Annotated in this window: 16 protein-coding genes; 8 read left to right on the forward strand and 8 right to left on the reverse strand. The window is 65.1% G+C overall.

All coding sequences use genetic code 11. The features are described from left to right. Positions 1-53: 53 nt before the first annotated feature. Both AB7290_RS06560 and rpsU read right to left on the reverse strand, forming a co-directional pair. Positions 54-707 carry a tetratricopeptide repeat protein gene (locus AB7290_RS06560; RefSeq protein WP_085400807.1) on the reverse strand — a complete coding sequence of 218 codons (654 nt, stop codon included), beginning with the start codon at positions 705-707 and terminating at the stop codon, positions 54-56. Between the two features lie 144 nt (positions 708-851). Beyond that, positions 852-1,154, reverse strand: coding sequence for a 30S ribosomal protein S21 (rpsU, locus tag AB7290_RS06565; protein WP_071909764.1), 303 nt, complete (start codon positions 1,152-1,154; stop codon positions 852-854). A 264-nt stretch (positions 1,155-1,418) separates the two neighbouring features. Between rpsU and aqpZ the strand changes: the two genes are divergently transcribed. Then, positions 1,419-2,141, forward strand: a complete 723-nt coding sequence (gene aqpZ, locus AB7290_RS06570; RefSeq protein WP_071909765.1) for an aquaporin Z — start codon at positions 1,419-1,421, stop codon at positions 2,139-2,141. Between the two features lie 36 nt (positions 2,142-2,177). Here the strand turns inward: aqpZ and AB7290_RS06575 are convergent, their stop codons facing one another. Both AB7290_RS06575 and purE read right to left on the reverse strand, forming a co-directional pair. After that, complete coding sequence (locus AB7290_RS06575; RefSeq protein WP_085400805.1) at positions 2,178-3,284, reverse strand: 5-(carboxyamino)imidazole ribonucleotide synthase; 1,107 nt, start codon at positions 3,282-3,284, stop codon at positions 2,178-2,180. Further along, positions 3,281-3,769, reverse strand: coding sequence for a 5-(carboxyamino)imidazole ribonucleotide mutase (purE, locus tag AB7290_RS06580; protein WP_071909766.1), 489 nt, complete (start codon positions 3,767-3,769; stop codon positions 3,281-3,283). The genes AB7290_RS06575 and purE overlap by 4 nt, the downstream gene beginning before the upstream one ends. Before the next feature lie 141 nt (positions 3,770-3,910). Between purE and AB7290_RS06585 the strand changes: the two genes are divergently transcribed. Then, entirely contained in the window at positions 3,911-4,624 is a 714-nt protein-coding gene (locus AB7290_RS06585) for a GGDEF domain-containing protein (protein ID WP_085400803.1), read from the forward strand. Positions 4,625-4,686: 62 nt separating this feature from the next. Here the strand turns inward: AB7290_RS06585 and AB7290_RS06590 are convergent, their stop codons facing one another. From AB7290_RS06590 to AB7290_RS06600, 3 genes are all read right to left on the reverse strand, one after another. Continuing rightward, entirely contained in the window at positions 4,687-4,938 is a 252-nt protein-coding gene (locus tag AB7290_RS06590) for a hypothetical protein (RefSeq protein WP_063981128.1), read from the reverse strand. A gap of 21 nt (positions 4,939-4,959) precedes the next feature. Next, positions 4,960-5,178, reverse strand: a complete 219-nt coding sequence (locus AB7290_RS06595; protein WP_014492449.1) for a hypothetical protein — start codon at positions 5,176-5,178, stop codon at positions 4,960-4,962. Positions 5,179-5,305: 127 nt separating this feature from the next. Further along, a complete protein-coding gene (locus tag AB7290_RS06600; protein ID WP_063986093.1) occupies positions 5,306-5,512 on the reverse strand; it encodes a YdcH family protein in 207 nt (68 codons plus the stop codon). A 329-nt stretch (positions 5,513-5,841) separates the two neighbouring features. Here AB7290_RS06600 and AB7290_RS06605 point away from each other — a divergent pair, with 329 nt between their 5' ends. Continuing rightward, entirely contained in the window at positions 5,842-6,024 is a 183-nt protein-coding gene (locus tag AB7290_RS06605) for a YdcH family protein (RefSeq protein WP_008131172.1), read from the forward strand. A 141-nt stretch (positions 6,025-6,165) separates the two neighbouring features. Here AB7290_RS06605 and AB7290_RS06610 read toward each other — a convergent pair whose 3' ends face one another. Continuing rightward, positions 6,166-7,269, reverse strand: a complete 1,104-nt coding sequence (locus AB7290_RS06610; protein ID WP_085400801.1) for an NAD(P)/FAD-dependent oxidoreductase — start codon at positions 7,267-7,269, stop codon at positions 6,166-6,168. A 202-nt stretch (positions 7,270-7,471) separates the two neighbouring features. Here AB7290_RS06610 and AB7290_RS06615 point away from each other — a divergent pair, with 202 nt between their 5' ends. The 5 genes from AB7290_RS06615 (at position 7,472) to AB7290_RS06635 (ending at position 14,708) form a co-directional block, all read left to right on the forward strand. Continuing rightward, positions 7,472-10,150, forward strand: a complete 2,679-nt coding sequence (locus AB7290_RS06615) for a sensor domain-containing protein (protein WP_063981130.1) — start codon at positions 7,472-7,474, stop codon at positions 10,148-10,150. A gap of 136 nt (positions 10,151-10,286) precedes the next feature. Continuing rightward, positions 10,287-11,747, forward strand: coding sequence for a glycerol-3-phosphate dehydrogenase (locus tag AB7290_RS06620; protein ID WP_085400800.1), 1,461 nt, complete (start codon positions 10,287-10,289; stop codon positions 11,745-11,747). A 75-nt stretch (positions 11,748-11,822) separates the two neighbouring features. Beyond that, entirely contained in the window at positions 11,823-12,980 is a 1,158-nt protein-coding gene (locus tag AB7290_RS06625; RefSeq protein ID WP_085400798.1) for an ABC transporter ATP-binding protein, read from the forward strand. After that, complete coding sequence (locus AB7290_RS06630; RefSeq protein ID WP_085400796.1) at positions 12,977-13,891, forward strand: ABC transporter permease; 915 nt, start codon at positions 12,977-12,979, stop codon at positions 13,889-13,891. The genes AB7290_RS06625 and AB7290_RS06630 overlap by 4 nt, the downstream gene beginning before the upstream one ends. A 4-nt stretch (positions 13,892-13,895) precedes the next feature. Further along, positions 13,896-14,708, forward strand: coding sequence for an ABC transporter permease (locus tag AB7290_RS06635; RefSeq protein WP_354078664.1), 813 nt, complete (start codon positions 13,896-13,898; stop codon positions 14,706-14,708). The last annotated feature ends 9 nt before the right edge of the window (positions 14,709-14,717 follow it).

The raw sequence follows: 14,717 nt of genomic DNA on the forward strand, positions 1-14,717 counted from the left end.
ACATCGCTTCGCGTGAAGAAAACGCGTCAAAACGAGCAGCTCTAGCCGCGCTGTCAGCCGCCGACGCGGGCGAGACCGCTGCGGGCGGTATCGTCGCGTGGACGTAGCGCGACCGCCTTGTTGTAGGATGTGGCCGCCTTGGCCTTGTCACCCAGCCGCTCATAGGCCTGTCCGCGCGTGGTCCACACCTGCGCGTTGTGCGGATCGACCTCGGAGGCCTCATCGAGATCGGCCGCCGCTTCCTTGACCTTGCCGATGGCGAGATAGCTGATGGCGCGGCCGAGCAACGGCTCGACCTTTTGCGGATTGAGCCCGTTGGCGGCGCTGAAATCGGCGATGGCGAAATTATGCTCGTTGTTGCCCTGATAGATCAGGGCGCGACCATAAAGTGCCTGTGCGTTGTAGGGATCGAGTGCGACGGCCCGGTTGAACTCGTCCAGCGCGCCAGCCGTCTCCCCCGCCTTTGCCAGGGTCTGGCCTTTTGCGGTGTGAGCCTGGGCCTCGCTGACATTGCCGGCGCTGACCGCGCTGTCGGCGGCCGTCGCAGCCGCCTTGGGCGCCTCCTGCGGCTTCTCCTTCTCGGGCATCATGGAGCCGAGGTCGAAGGAGCAGCCGCACAGCACGATCCCCATCAAGCCGAGCGCGAACGGCTGTCGCCAGATCTGGCGTAGCCGCGCCAAGCGGCGTTCGGGGAAAGGGGAGGCCATCTACGGTTCGCTCGCGCTGGTGCCGCATCGGTAGTGCCCCCGTCCCAGAGAAGGCACCGCTCACAAAACAATAACGCGGGCCAAGGGCCCGCGTCATCGAAAACTGAAGTCTTGGAAAACTGAAGTCTTGCAAGTCAGGCGGAATCAGCGCGGTCCGCGCGGACCTGCACCTGCACCCGGGCCGCTGCGGCCGCCACGATCACCGCCGGGACCGGCGCCGAACACCGGCTTCGGCTTCATCGGCAGCAGGCCTTCGCGCTGCAGCTTCTTGCGAGCCAGCTTGCGCGCGCGGCGCACGGCCTCGGCCTTTTCACGGGCCTTCTTCTCGGAGGGCTTCTCGTAATGACCGCGGAGCTTCATCTCGCGGAAAATTCCCTCGCGCTGCATCTTCTTCTTCAGCGCCTTGAGGGCTTGATCGACATTGTTATCGCGAACGAGAACCTGCACGCGGCATCCTCTTCAGTGGATCGGATTTGAATTCTGGTAAGTCAAAGGGGATGGCGAAACGCACAAGCCCTTAACCTTGAGGGCGCGGATGTATCAGACAAAACCCGCGATGTCCACCTGCCAAGCAGGTTTTCGGGCCAAGTTCAGCCATTAAATAAGGCGAAAATACCTCCGTGCGGCCCCGATTTGGGTGATTCGGCGCCAAGGGTGGGGCAGTTCCCGGAGCTTTGCTCCGGAAATTCCTGGAATTAGGGGAGACGTCACATGGATATGAAGAAATACGCTGCCGAGGCGATCGGCACATTCTGGCTCACATTCGCAGGCTGCGGCAGCGCGGTGATCGCCGCCGGCTTTCCGCAGGTCGGAATCGGCCTGGTCGGCGTGTCCCTTGCGTTCGGCTTAAGCGTCGTCACCATGGCCTATGCGATCGGGCACATCTCGGGCTGCCACCTCAACCCGGCCGTCACCGTCGGGCTTGCCGCCGGAGGACGCTTCCCGGCGGGACAGATCCTGCCTTACGTGATCGCACAGGTCTGCGGCGCGATCGTTGCCGCCCAGCTGCTTTACATAATCGCCAGCGGTGCTCCCGGATTCGACGTCAGCAAGGGTTTTGCGTCGAACGGCTACGACGCGCATTCGCCCGGCCAGTACAGCCTGATCGCCTGCTTCGTCACCGAGGTGGTGATGACCATGATGTTCCTGTTCGTCATCATGGGCGCCACCCATGGCCGCGCGCCCGCAGGCTTCGCCCCGCTCGCGATCGGGCTCGCGCTGGTGATGATCCATCTCGTCAGCATCCCCGTCACCAATACGTCGGTGAACCCGGCGCGCAGCACGGGGCCCGCACTGTTCGTCGGCGGCTGGGCACTGGCGCAGCTCTGGCTGTTCTGGGTCGCGCCGCTGATCGGCGGCGCGCTGGGCGGGGTGCTCTATCGCTGGCTCAGCGAGGAGCCCTCTGGCGTCGTCGCGGGCGTGAAGACGGCCTGATCGAAAGGCGGGATTGCGGCATGCGCCGCGGTCCCGCTACTTGCCCTTCGTCGGCCTGACTTCGGTGACGTGGCCCATCTTGCGGCCGGGGCGCGGTGCGCCCTTGCCGTAGATGTGCACGGTCGCGCCCGGCACGCTCAGCCACTTCTCGTAATCGTTGATCTCGTCGCCGATCAGATTGGTCATGGTGACGATTTCGCCGTGGCGCACGGCCTTGCCGAGCGGCCAGCCGGCAATGGCGCGGATGTGCTGCTCGAACTGCGAGACCGAGGCGCCGTCGAGCGTCCAGTGTCCGGAATTGTGCACGCGCGGGGCGATCTCGTTGACCAGCACCTTCGGCCCGGTGCCGTTGGCGAGCACGAACATCTCCACCGCGAGCACGCCGACATAATCGAGCGCGCCGGCGATCTTGCCGGCGATGCTGCGCGCTTCTTCCGCGAGCGCATCCGGAATCTGTGCGGGGGCGCGGGATATCTTCAGAATGTGGTCGCGGTGCTCGTTCTCGGTGACGTCGAAGCACTCGACCTGGCCCGTCGCCGAGCGCGCGGCGATCACGGAGATCTCGCGCTCGTACGGGATGAAGGCTTCGAGGATCGCCGATTTGGTGGCGAGGCTGGTCCACACCTTGGCGATGTCGTCGCCCTCGCGGATGATGGCCTGGCCCTTGCCGTCGTAGCCGAAGCGGCGGGTTTTCAGCACCGCAGGGAGGCCGATCCTGACGATCGCCTCGCGCAGCGAGGAGACCGAGGTGACGTCGGCATAGGCTGCGGTGCCGATGCCGAGCTTCGTCACGAAATCCTTCTCGGCGAGCCGGTCCTGGGTGGTCTCGAGGATCTTGCGGTTGGGCAGCACCGGGCGGCGCGCGTCCAGCACCATCGCGGCGGCAGACGGCACGTTCTCGAATTCGTAGGTGATGACGTCGACGTCGTTGGCGAACAGCTCGAGCGCTTCGACGTCGGCATATTCGGCGCAGGTCGCGTTCAGCACGACGTCGAAGGCGGGCGAGTCCGGATCGGGCGAGAATACCTGGCAGCGCAGGCCGAGTCGCGCCGCAGCCATGGCCAGCATCCGCCCCAATTGTCCGCCGCCGAGGATTCCGATGGTGTCGCCGGGCTTCAGCTTCACCTGCTTTGCGTCAGTCACGCCTTGTCCTCCGGGCGCTCCGCAACCGCCTCGGTCTGTGCCTTGCGCCAGGCGGCGAGGCGGTCGGACAGGGCCGGGTCGGACAATGCGAGCACTGAAGCTGCAAGCAGCGCCGCGTTGATCGCGCCGGCCTTGCCGATGGCGAGGGTGCCGACCGGGATGCCCGCGGGCATCTGCACGATCGAATAGAGCGAATCGATGCCCTTGAGCGTCCTGGATTCGACGGGAACGCCGAACACGGGCAGTTCCGTCAGCGCCGCCGCCATGCCGGGCAGATGCGCAGCGCCACCCGCGCCGGCGATGATGACCTTGTAGCCTGCCGCCTTGGCACCCTTGGCGAATGCAAACAGCCGGTCGGGGGTGCGGTGTGCCGAAACGATGCGGGTATCGGCGGCAACGCCGAGCGCTGCGAGCGTGTCGGCGGCATGCCGCATCGTCTCCCAGTCCGACTGGCTTCCCATGATGATGGCGATCGGCGCGGTCATGACGTCAATTGTGCTCGGAAAACAGAAAGATAGGCCAGATTAACGGTTCCGGCCGGTGGCTCGCAAGGCGGTGGCAAGGAGAAGGGAATGCACTATCCTGTCTTGGTGAATCCCCGCAAGCCTTCATTGAGCAGGATGCCCATGAAGAAACCAAAAAGGGCAAGCGCTGCGAAGGCCAAAAAGGGCCGGAAAGCCAGCGCCAGCCGCTCCAAAGCCGCCCCCAGGCGGCTGGCGAAGCGCTCGGCCAAGCCGGCGCGGCGCGGAGCGTCGGCCGCCGACGACACCAGGGCGACCATCCGCGGCTTGCGGAGCAAGCTCAAGGAGGCGGAGCGGCGGGTTGTGGAACTGGAAGCTGCGGCCGACACCGATTTCCTGCTCGAGATTCCGAACCGGCGCGGCTTCGAGCGCGAGCTCGCGCGCGCCATCGCCTACATGAAGCGCTACCGCGCCAGCGGCGCGCTGATCGTCCTCGACGTCGATCGCCTGAAGCCGATCAACGATTCCTTCGGCCATGCCGCCGGAGACGAGGTGCTCAAGGCGATTGCGGCCACCCTGACGCGGCAGGTCCGCGCCTCGGACGTGGTCGGCCGGCTTGGCGGCGACGAGTTCGCGCTGCTGCTCTGGAATCTCAGCGAGACCGACGCCAAGGCGAAGGCCGCGACCTTCGAGCAGGCGATCGACGAATTGTCGTTTGCCTTTCGCGGTCAGCGCGTGACCGCGGGCGCCTCCGCAGGTGTCGCGCTGCTGGGGGCGCAGTCCGATGCAGGCCGCGCGCTGGAGGAGGCTGATGCCGCCATGTATGTGCGCAAGGCGCACCGGCGGCACGAGCCGCTGATCAGGCTGGTCAGCAACTAGGGCACGATCTTCGCGACAAATGCGGACCGCGTTGCGCGGAGATCATGCTCAAGCAACAACCCTTACAGCGTGGCCAGATCTTCCGGCACGTTGCCGAATTTGCGCAGCAGCGTGGCGTCGCCGAATTCGCCGGTCATGGGATCGCCGCTGCGGCTGAACGCAACCGCGCCGATATGGCCGGCACCGTGCGCCAGGATCTCGGCGCGCCGCAACGCGGCCGCCGAGCTCTGGCATTCCTCCGCGGCGCCCGCGACAGGCGATCCGTCGGCATCGATCAGGAAGGGCATTGCAACGTAGTAGGTCACATCCGACATGGCGTTGCTCCGATGTTGAACTCAGGCGGCGCTGCTGTTGCTCCGCACCTTGCTGCGTGCGGTCTCGGGAATGCAGCCGGCTGAAATCGCCGCCTGTAATTCTTCCAGCTCTGCTTCCAGATATTCGTTGGCCATGATCAGCGCCTTGATGGTGCTGCGCAGATTGCCGTCGCACATCGCGATCGCCTGGTCGCAGGCCTGTTCATAATGGCTGTTGTCGAGAAGGGCGGTTGCCGACATCTGCGTTGTCCTCGGGGGTTTCCTGGGCGTTTCCTGGGGCGGTGGGATGCCCAAATGTTCCTATTTTGTTCTTTTCGAGTCAAGCGGATTCGGATGCGGCGAGCTGCCACGAAAAGGGCCTCGCGGATCAGGCGATGATGTCCGGCGTGATCTGGTCTTCGATGAACGCGATACGGTCGCGCAACAACAGCTTGCGCTTCTTCAACCGTTGTAACCGCAACAGGTCGGGGGCAGGCGATTGATGCATCGCATCGATCGCGGCGTCGAGATCTCGGTGTTCTTGCTGCAACCGGGTGAGCTCGGCTTCGAGCTCACGCTCGTCTTCATTGGTCATGTTCGCGGTGGCCGAAAACCCGATGGGCGTGAGATTCAAGGCTGTGGATGCCCTGTGGAAATTATCGTCCTTGCGCGCCGTGATCGCAAGCGATCTCGGGCCGCCGCTCACCGAACTCTCGCAAGATATTTCGACGATTCGTTGCGGCGTTGCGCAAGCACATTGATATCATGGATTTTTCCAGCGTGGTTCCTTACTCACGATTCGTTACATATGAATTTTCAAAAATGACGCTGCGACGACGGATACATATCGACAGAACGAATCGGTGATGTACACTTGTTTGTCCGGATCGAATCCAAGGTTTCCCCCTACCGAGGAGGTTTCGAATGACAATTCAGGCACATCTGGTTGAATTGGAACGGAAGCACAAAACGCTCGAAAACGAATTGCACGAAGCTCTCGTGCACCTTTCAACAGACGACCTGCAAATTGTTGAGTTGAAGCGACGGAAGTTGATGGTCAAGGACCAGATCGAGCGTTTGAAGCACACCGGCGACACGCTCCACTAGTAACCCCTGTAACAGTGTAGAGTTGAACTTACCCTTTCATGCAGGGGTGAGAGCTATTGTGCTCATCCCTGCATGAAGGTGCGCAGCGTGCAAAGTTATTTGCGCGGCGCTTGGAGCCTTTCCGCTCCGATGGAAAATCCCCTAGATGCCTGCGAGCTCAGCGACGTGATCCGCGATCGCGAGCGATGACGTCAGTCCCGGCGATTCGATGCCGAACAGGTTGATCAGGCCTTCGACGCCGTGATCGCGCGGGCCCTGCATCAGAAAATCCTGCGTGGCCACCGCCGGCGGCACGATCTTCGGGCGAATGCCTGAATAGCTCGGCATCAGCGCGCCGTCGGGCAGCGTCGGCCAGTATCTCCGGATCGCCGGATAGAAGCGCTCGGCGCGTGATGGATCGACCTCGTAATTGATCGTCTCGATCCACTCGACGTCGGGGCCGAAGCGTGCCTGCCCGGCCATGTCCAGCGTCAGGTGCACGCCGAGCCCGCCAGGCTCGGGCACCGGATAGATCAGGTGCGAGAACGGTGCCCTGGCGTTGCAGCTGAAATAGTTTCCCTTGGCGAGATAGGCCGGTGGAATCCGGTCGATCGGCATGCCGTCGATGTGGCGTGCGACCGTTGTCGCCGAGAGCCCGGCGGCGTTGACGAGCAGGCCGCATTGCAGCGTCATCGGCGCTTCGCCGCCGGCCTCGATCTCGATCACATCGCCGGCTGCCTTGGCGCGGACCAGCGGGGTGTGAAATGCAAAGGCCGCGCCGGCTGCCTCGGCCTCGCCGCGCAGCGAGAGCATGTAGGCGTGGCTGTCGATGATGCCGGTCGATGGCGAGAGCAGCGCGGCGTCGCAGGCGAGCGCCGGCTCCAGCGCGCGCGCGGCCTCGCCAGTGAGCAGCTGCATGTCGAGCACGCCATTGGCCTCGGCATGCGCCTTGATCGATTGCAGCTTCTCGGTCTCCTTGGCGCTGGTCGCGACGATCAGCTTGCCGCAATTCTTGTGCGGGATGCCGCGCTCGCCGCAGTAGCGATACAGCGCATGCTTGCCGCTGACGCACATGCGCGCCATCCAGCTCCCGGCGCGGTAATAGATCCCGGCATGGATCACCTCGCTGTTGCGCGAGGAGGTGATGGTGCCGATGGCCTCGGCTTCCTCGAGCACGATCACCTCGCGCCCGGTCTGGGCAAGCTTTCGAGCCACCGCGAGCCCGACCACGCCGGCTCCGATGACGACGCAGTCGACCCTATCCATGGTTGTGCAGTGTATCCATTGAAAGTATCGGTGGCATCAGGCCTGAGAACCACGGCACCGGGCCGTTTTCCATTAAGGAAGCATTTATCATGTCAGGGCAATTGCCGTATTTGGCGTCACATTTTTCTGTTGCGCGTACAGGCGTTTACCCGATCCAAACCCGTGAAGCCAGACAATCCGACGTTGAAAGCGCGGGTGGCTGATGGCTGAGAAGAACTGGCACGTGGGCAGCACGCTTCCGATTGCTGTGCAGGCCGTCGTGTGCCTGGGCAGCGCGGTCGCGCCTGCGCGCGCCTTTGCGCTCTCGGACAGCTTCGCGCCACCAGGCAAGCTCGATCCCAATTTGGTCTGGGAAGCGCTGATCGGCGGCATCGTCGTCTGTGCGTTCCTGGCCGCCATCGCGCTGTGGATCCATTCCTCGCTGCGCCGCACCAAGCGCTTGCAGCTGCGGCGCAACGCCTTCGTCTCCTCCGCCATGAACAATCTCAACCAGGGCGTGGTGATGACGGATGCGCAACGACGCATCATGTTCTGCAACGACCGCTATCTCGAGATCTACGGCCTGGCGCGCTCGGATCTGTGGACCGGGATGACCGGCTACGACATCCTCGAACTCAGGCGCAAGCGCGACGTCCTCGGCGGTGTCTCCGACGATGAGTTCTACGAGAAGGCGGCGAGCCCCAACGGCCTGATCACCGAACTGCCTGATGGCCGCGCCATCCTGGTGAAATATTTCGTGTTGCCGAACGGCGGCTCGGTCGCGACGCATCTGGACGTCAGCGATCAGCGCAAGCTGTCACGGCAGCTCGCCTCCACCAAGCAATTCCTGGAAACCGTGCTGGACCACGTGCCGGCCTGCGTCGCCGCGAAGAATATCGAGGACGGTCGCTACATCTTCGCCAACAGCGCCTATGAACGGTTCTGGGGGTTCTCGCGCGACCACGCCGTCGGCAAGAATGCGCGGGAGCTGTTCGCGCCCATCTCGACGGCCAGCATCGAGGCGGCCGACAAGGCGGCACTGAATTCGCCGGACGGCCAGTTCCGCAATGAATTCGAGGTCGACCGCGCCGGTGAACGGCGCATGGTTGCCTCGATCCGGATCGTGGTCCGCGACGAGAGCAACAAGCCCGAATTCCTGATGCTCGTGTTCGAGGATATCACCGACCGCCGCTCGCTGTCGCAGGAGCTGGAGAGCACGAAGAAGTTCCTGGAGCTTGTGGTCGACAACATTCCGGTGGCGCTGATCGTGGAGCAGGTCAAGGACGGCCGCTACCTGCTCGCCAATCGCAGCGCGGAGACGATCCTCAACCGCCGGCGCGAAGAGGCCACGGGCCTGACCGCCTCCGACATCTTCAATCCCAAGGAAGCCAAGCTGATCATCGCGCGCGACGAGGCCGCGATCAAGAAGCGCGGGATGATTACCGAGGAGCACCCGATCTCCACCAAGGACGGCCTGCGGCTGTTCCTGACCCGGCGGGCGACCGTGCTCAGCGATGCCGGCGAGCCGCAATATCTGATCAAGACCCACGAAGACGTCACCGACCGCCGGCAGACCGAGTCGCGCATGGCGCACATGGCCTATCACGACGGCCTGACCGATCTGCCGAACCGCGCCGCCTTCCTCCAGGCGCTGACCCAGATGATCGAGGCCTGCGAAGGCACCAGCGAGGAGTTCGCCGTGCTCTGCCTCGACCTCGACGGCCTCAAGGAGGTCAACGACGTCTTCGGTCATGCGCTCGGCGACAAGCTCTTGATCGAGGTGGCCCAGCGGCTTCAGGATTCCGCGCGCGGCGGCGTGGTGGCGCGCCTGTCCGGCGACGAGTTCGGCCTCATCATCGACGGCAAGCAGCCGGAGGCGGGCCTTGCGCTGGCGCAGCAGCTCGGCGAGGCCGTTGCCCAGGAATTTCAGATCGACGGCCGGGCGGTCCGCGCCGGCGTCACCACCGGCATGTCGATCTTCCCGCATAATGGTGCCGACGGCGCATCGCTGCTGGCCAATGCCGGCGCGGCGCTGTTCCGCGCCAAGCAGAAGTCGCGCGGCACGATCGGCCTTTACCAGCCGGAGATGGACCAGCAGATCCGCGACCGCCGCGTGCTGCACCAGGACCTGTCGAAAGCGATCAAGAACGGCGAATTGTCGCTCGCGTTCCAGCCGCAGGGCATCGCGCGCCACAGCGTCGCCGAGAGCGAGATTATCGGCTTCGAAGCGCTGGCGCGCTGGCAGCATCCGGTGCGCGGCCAAGTCTCGCCGGCCGAGTTCATCCCGATCGCGGAGGAGAGCGGCCTGATCGTCGAGATGGGCGAGTGGATCCTGCGCGAGGCCTGCCGCGAGGCGGCGTCCTGGCCGAAGCCGCTCCAGGTCGCGGTCAATTTGTCGCCGGCGCAGTTCATGCACGGCGACGTGGTCGGGCTGGTCCATTCAATCCTGATCGAGACGGGCCTCGCACCCGGCCGGCTCGAGCTGGAAATCACCGAGGGCGTGCTCATCGAGGACTTTGATCGGGGTCTTGCATTGCTGCGCCGGCTGAAGGCGCTCGGCGTGCGCATCTCCATGGATGATTTCGGCAGCGGTTACTCTTCGCTGAGCTATCTCCAGGCGTTCCCGTTCGACAAGATCAAGATCGACCGCGCCTTCATCATGAATCTCGGCCGCAACCCGCAATCGGCGGCTATCGTCCGCGCCGTGATCGATCTCGGCCACGGCCTCGAAATGTCGATCATCGCCGAGGGCGTCGAGACCCTCGATCAGCTCGTCTTTCTTGCCAAGGAGGGCTGCGACGGCGTGCAGGGCTACCTGCTCGGCAAGCCGCTGCCGATCGGCAAATATGCCGGCCTCGTCGGCCGCGCCGAGACCATGGAGCTTGCGCTCAAGACCGGCTAGAGCGTTATCGAGCCAAGCGGATACCGGTTCGCGCAAAGAAAACGCGTCAAAACAAGAATCCAAAGCCTCGTTCCGATTTCATCGGAATGGAAATGGCTCTAGTGATGGCGGGCGCTAGCTCCCATTCGACGGCTTCATGGCGGATTACGACCTTGCGATCATCGGCGGCGGCCTGAACGGTGTCAGCCTCGCCCGCGATGCGGCCGGCCGCGGCCTGCGGGTCATTCTGCTGGAGCAGGGCGATCTCGGCGGCGCGGCGTCATCCGCGACGCCGCGGCTGATCCATGGCGATCTGTCGGTGCTGGAACGCCGCGGTTTTTGGCGGGTGCGCCGGGCTTTGGCCGAGCGCCGGACGTGGCTTGCCATCGCGCCGCATCTGGTCCGGCCGATGCGCTTCGTGATCCCGGCCCATTCCGAGGAGCGTCCACCCTGGCTGCTGCGCGCCGGCTTGTACCTCTATGACGGCCTCACCGGTCGGAGCGGCCTGCCTGCCGCGACGACCCTCGACATCACGCATCATCCGGTCGGCAACGCGCTGAAGCGCCCGTTTGGAACGGCTTTCGAATATTCGGACTGCGTCGTCGATGATTCCCGCCTGGTGGTGCTGACGGCGCTGGACGCCGCCGAACGTGGCGCTGCGATCCGGACCGGGGCGCGCTGTGTCCGCGCCGATCGAACCGACACATGGCGCCTCGCGGTGGTCGATCGTGGCCATCGCCGCGTGGTCACGGCCCGGGCGCTGGCCAATGCCACCGGCGGCTGGACGTCGATCGTCGCAGAGACCGTGCTGCGCCAGCCGCAGCCCACCATGGCGGCCATGCAGATGAGCCAGATCATCGTGCCGCGGCTGTTCGAGTCCGACAACGTCTACGTCTTCCAGAACAGCGACGGGCGGCTGATCTTCGCGAGTCCCTTTGAGCGCGATTTTACGCTGATCGGTACGGTCACTCGTGATTTCACCGGTGATCCCGCGATCGTGGCGATGCCTGGGGCTGACGTCAGCTATCTCTGCGAGGCCGCCAGCCGCTATTTCCGCGAGCGCGTCGCGCCCACCGACGTGGTGCGCGCGGTCTCCGGCGTCAACCTGACGCTGGCGTCCGTGCGGCGGCGCGACGGGACGACGCTGTTCCACGCGCGCCGGCGCAAGGCGCCGCTGATCACGATGTTCGGCGGCGACGTCACCACCGCGCGCCTGCGCGCCGAGCGGGCCGTGACGAAGCTGACGCCGTTCTATCCGATGTCGCCGCCCTGGACCGCCGGCGCCGCGCTGCCCGGCGGAGATTTTGCCTGGGATCGTTTCGACACCGAAGTCGACCTCGCCCGCGACCGCTGGCGCTTTCTGTCGGAGACGCAGGCTCAGCGTCTGGTCGCGGCCTATGGCTCGCGCTTGCCGGCCGTGCTCGGCGAGGCGAAGGCCCGCGACGAGCTCGGCCCCGCCTTCGGTCCCGAACTGACCGGCGCCGAAGTGCGCTATCTGATGACCCGGGAATGGGCCCGTTTTCCCGAGGATATCTTGTGGCGGCGTTCCAAGCTCGGCCTGACGATACCCGCGGCGGACAGTGACGCGCTGGCCGCGTTCATGGCGAATGTGATGTGAACGACGCGCCCCGAACCGGTTGAGCTGGGGACGATCGGCCGCTAGCGTGCGGCGGAATCGGGGTTGGCAGGGACCATGACGGACGAATTGCCCAAGATAGACGCCGGCGCGGATGCGCTTCCTGCGGCGGGGCAGCCGCTGCTGCGCATCGAGGGCGTCGCCAAGACGTTCGGGACGTTCCGGGCCGTGGACGGCGTGTCGCTCGACATCAAGGCCGGCGAGTTCTTCGCGCTGCTCGGGCCCAGCGGCTGCGGCAAGACCACGCTGCTGCGCATGCTCGCCGGGTTCGAGGCGCCGGACGAGGGGCGCATCCTGCTCGGCAGCCGGGACATCGCGCAGGCGCTGCCGCATGAGCGGCCGATCAACATGATGTTCCAGAACTACGCGCTGTTTCCGCATCTCTCCGTGCGCGACAACATCGCCTTCGGCCTGAAGCGGGCCGGCATGGCGCGCGCCGACATCGCCACGCGCGTGGCGGAAATGATTGCGCTGGTGAAGCTCGAGGGGCTGGAGAAACGCAGGCCCGACCAGCTCTCCGGCGGTCAGCGTCAGCGCGTGGCGCTGGCGCGTGCATTGGCGCGCCGGCCGCAGCTTCTGCTGCTCGACGAGCCGCTGGCCGCGCTGGACAAGAAGCTGCGCGAGAGCACGCAGGGCGAGCTGATGGAGCTGCAGCGCCGGCTCGGCATGACTTTTATCATCGTCACCCACGATCAGGAGGAAGCCATGACAATGGCGAGCCGGATCGGCGTGATGAGGGCCGGCAAGCTCGCCCAGATCGCGAGCCCCCGCGAGCTCTATGAAGCGCCGCGCTCGCGCTGGATCGCGGAGTTCGTCGGCGACATCAATCTGTTCGACGGCGAGTCCAAATTGCGCGACGGCCATCGTCTGATCATCGGCACGCGCGATGCGGGTGCGCTGGTGGTGGCCGAGCCGCGCGAAGGCGTCGGCGCGGGAAAATTGTCGGTCGCGATCCGCCCCGAGAAGGTCAAGCTCTCGCGCCGCGGGCCGGTGAGCGAGGCTGGTCGTGAGACGGCGATCAACAGCCTGGACGGCGTGGTCGCCGACATCTGCTATCTCGGCGGCACCACCACCTACAAGGTGAAGCTCGATGCCGGCGGAATCGTGCAGGCGTCGGTCCCCAACAGCGCGCGCCTCGACGTCGACGCCTACAGCCTGAACCAGCGTGTCGTCGCCTGGTTCACGCCCGACGACTGCGTGGTGCTGCAATCATGAGCTCGCGCCGCATCTTCGCAAGACCCGCGCGCTTTGCCGCGATCGCGCCCTACGTCTGGATGCTGCTGTTCTTCCTGGTGCCGTTCGGCTTCGTGCTCAAGATCAGCCTGTCGCAGACGGCGATCGCGCAGCCGCCCTACGAGCCGGTGTTCGACCTGATGGCGGGATGGGAGGCGCTCAAGGCAGCGTTCGCTGCGCTGTCGATCGACAATTTCAAGCTGCTCGCCTCAGACGACATCTACGTGTTCGCCTATGTGCGCAGCCTCACCGTCGCCGTCACCGCGACTGCGCTGTTGCTCGTGATCGGCTATCCCATCGCCTACGGCATGGCGCGGTTGCCGAAGCGCTGGCAAGCGGTGGCGATGGTGCTGGTGATCGTGCCGTTCTGGACCTCGTTCCTGATCCGCATCTATGCCTGGATCAACATCCTCCAGCATGACGGCCTGCTGAACCAGATCCTGCTCGCGCTGCATCTGGTCAGCCAGCCGGTGGTGTGGCTCTCGACCGACACCGCGATGTATATCGGCATTGTCTATTCCTATCTGCCGTTCATGATCCTGCCGCTCTACGCCACGCTCGCGAAAATGGAGCCGGTGCTGGAGGAGGCGGCCTCTGATCTCGGCGCGCCGCCCTGGCAGGTGTTCTGGCTCATCACCTTTCCGCTGTCGCTGCCCGGCGTCGGCGCGGGCGTGCTGCTGTGCTTCATCCCCATCGTGGGCGAGTTCGTGATCCCGGACCTTCTGGCCGGCTCCAATTCGCTGATGATCGGCCAGACCCTGTGGCTCGAATTCTTCACCAACAAGGACTGGCCGGTGGCCTCCGCTGCGGCGATCGTGCTGCTGGTGGTGCTGCTGGTGCCGCTGCTGCTGTACGAGCGGCTGCAGAAGCGGCAGCTGGAACAGGGGCGCTGAAGCGATGCGCGAGGTCTCCCGCCTGTCCCGCTTCAACATCGCCTCGCTCGCATTGGGCCTGGCATTCCTCTATCTGCCGATCCTCATCCTCGTCATCTACTCCTTCAATGCCTCGCGGCTGGTGACGGTGTGGGGCGGCTGGTCGCTGCGCTGGTACCACGAGTTCTTCAATGACCGCGCCATGATCGAGGCGGCCTGGATGAGCCTGCGGGTCGCGGTCTCCTCAGCGACCATCGCCACGCTGCTCGGCACGCTCGCAGCCGTTGCGCTGTCGCGCGGCGAGCGCTTTCGCGGCCGCACGCTGTTCTCGGGCATGCTCTACGCGCCGCTGGTGATGCCGGAGGTGATCACCGGATTGTCGCTGCTGCTGCTGTTCGTCGCGCTCAACGCCGAGCGCGGCTTCTGGACGGTGACGATCGCCCACACCACGCTGACGATGTGCTTCGTCGCGGTGGTCGTGCAGTCCCGCCTCGGCTCGCTCGACCGTTCGCTGGAGGAGGCGGCGATGGATCTCGGCTGCAACCCGGCTCGCGCCTTCGTCGCCGTGACGCTGCCGCTGATCGCGCCCGCGATCGTGGCGGGCTGGATGCTGGCCTTCACGCTGTCGCTCGACGATCTCGTGATCGCGAGTTTCACCACCGGCCCCGGCTCGGCGACGCTGCCGATCCGGATCTACTCGGAGGTGCGGCTCGGCGTGAAGCCCGAGATCAACGCGATCTGCACGCTGGTGATCGCCCTGATCGCGGTGGTTATCGTCATCGCCTCGCTTGCCTCGAAACTCTCGAACTCGCAGGGCGAGAGCGCGGCGCCGCTGTAGGCGAGGAGC

The organism is Bradyrhizobium sp. 613_E4_N2_2 (assembly GCF_052075995.1).
GTDB lineage: Bacteria > Pseudomonadota > Alphaproteobacteria > Rhizobiales > Xanthobacteraceae > Bradyrhizobium > Bradyrhizobium barranii.

Coding starts and splice junctions, on each gene's coding strand:
- AB7290_RS06590 (WP_063981128.1), bottom strand. CDS start 4,938: ATGTCGGATGTGACCTACTACGTTGCAATGCCCTTCCTGATCGATGCC.
- aqpZ (WP_071909765.1), top strand. CDS start 1,419: ATGGATATGAAGAAATACGCTGCCGAGGCGATCGGCACATTCTGGCTC.
- purE (WP_071909766.1), bottom strand. CDS start 3,769: ATGACCGCGCCGATCGCCATCATCATGGGAAGCCAGTCGGACTGGGAG.
- AB7290_RS06605 (WP_008131172.1), top strand. CDS start 5,842: ATGACAATTCAGGCACATCTGGTTGAATTGGAACGGAAGCACAAAACG.
- AB7290_RS06620 (WP_085400800.1), top strand. CDS start 10,287: ATGGCGGATTACGACCTTGCGATCATCGGCGGCGGCCTGAACGGTGTC.
- AB7290_RS06600 (WP_063986093.1), bottom strand. CDS start 5,512: ATGACCAATGAAGACGAGCGTGAGCTCGAAGCCGAGCTCACCCGGTTG.
- AB7290_RS06585 (WP_085400803.1), top strand. CDS start 3,911: ATGAAGAAACCAAAAAGGGCAAGCGCTGCGAAGGCCAAAAAGGGCCGG.
- AB7290_RS06560 (WP_085400807.1), bottom strand. CDS start 707: ATGGCCTCCCCTTTCCCCGAACGCCGCTTGGCGCGGCTACGCCAGATC.
- AB7290_RS06595 (WP_014492449.1), bottom strand. CDS start 5,178: ATGTCGGCAACCGCCCTTCTCGACAACAGCCATTATGAACAGGCCTGC.
- AB7290_RS06615 (WP_063981130.1), top strand. CDS start 7,472: ATGGCTGAGAAGAACTGGCACGTGGGCAGCACGCTTCCGATTGCTGTG.
- AB7290_RS06625 (WP_085400798.1), top strand. CDS start 11,823: ATGACGGACGAATTGCCCAAGATAGACGCCGGCGCGGATGCGCTTCCT.
- AB7290_RS06635 (WP_354078664.1), top strand. CDS start 13,896: ATGCGCGAGGTCTCCCGCCTGTCCCGCTTCAACATCGCCTCGCTCGCA.
- AB7290_RS06630 (WP_085400796.1), top strand. CDS start 12,977: ATGAGCTCGCGCCGCATCTTCGCAAGACCCGCGCGCTTTGCCGCGATC.
- AB7290_RS06610 (WP_085400801.1), bottom strand. CDS start 7,269: ATGGATAGGGTCGACTGCGTCGTCATCGGAGCCGGCGTGGTCGGGCTC.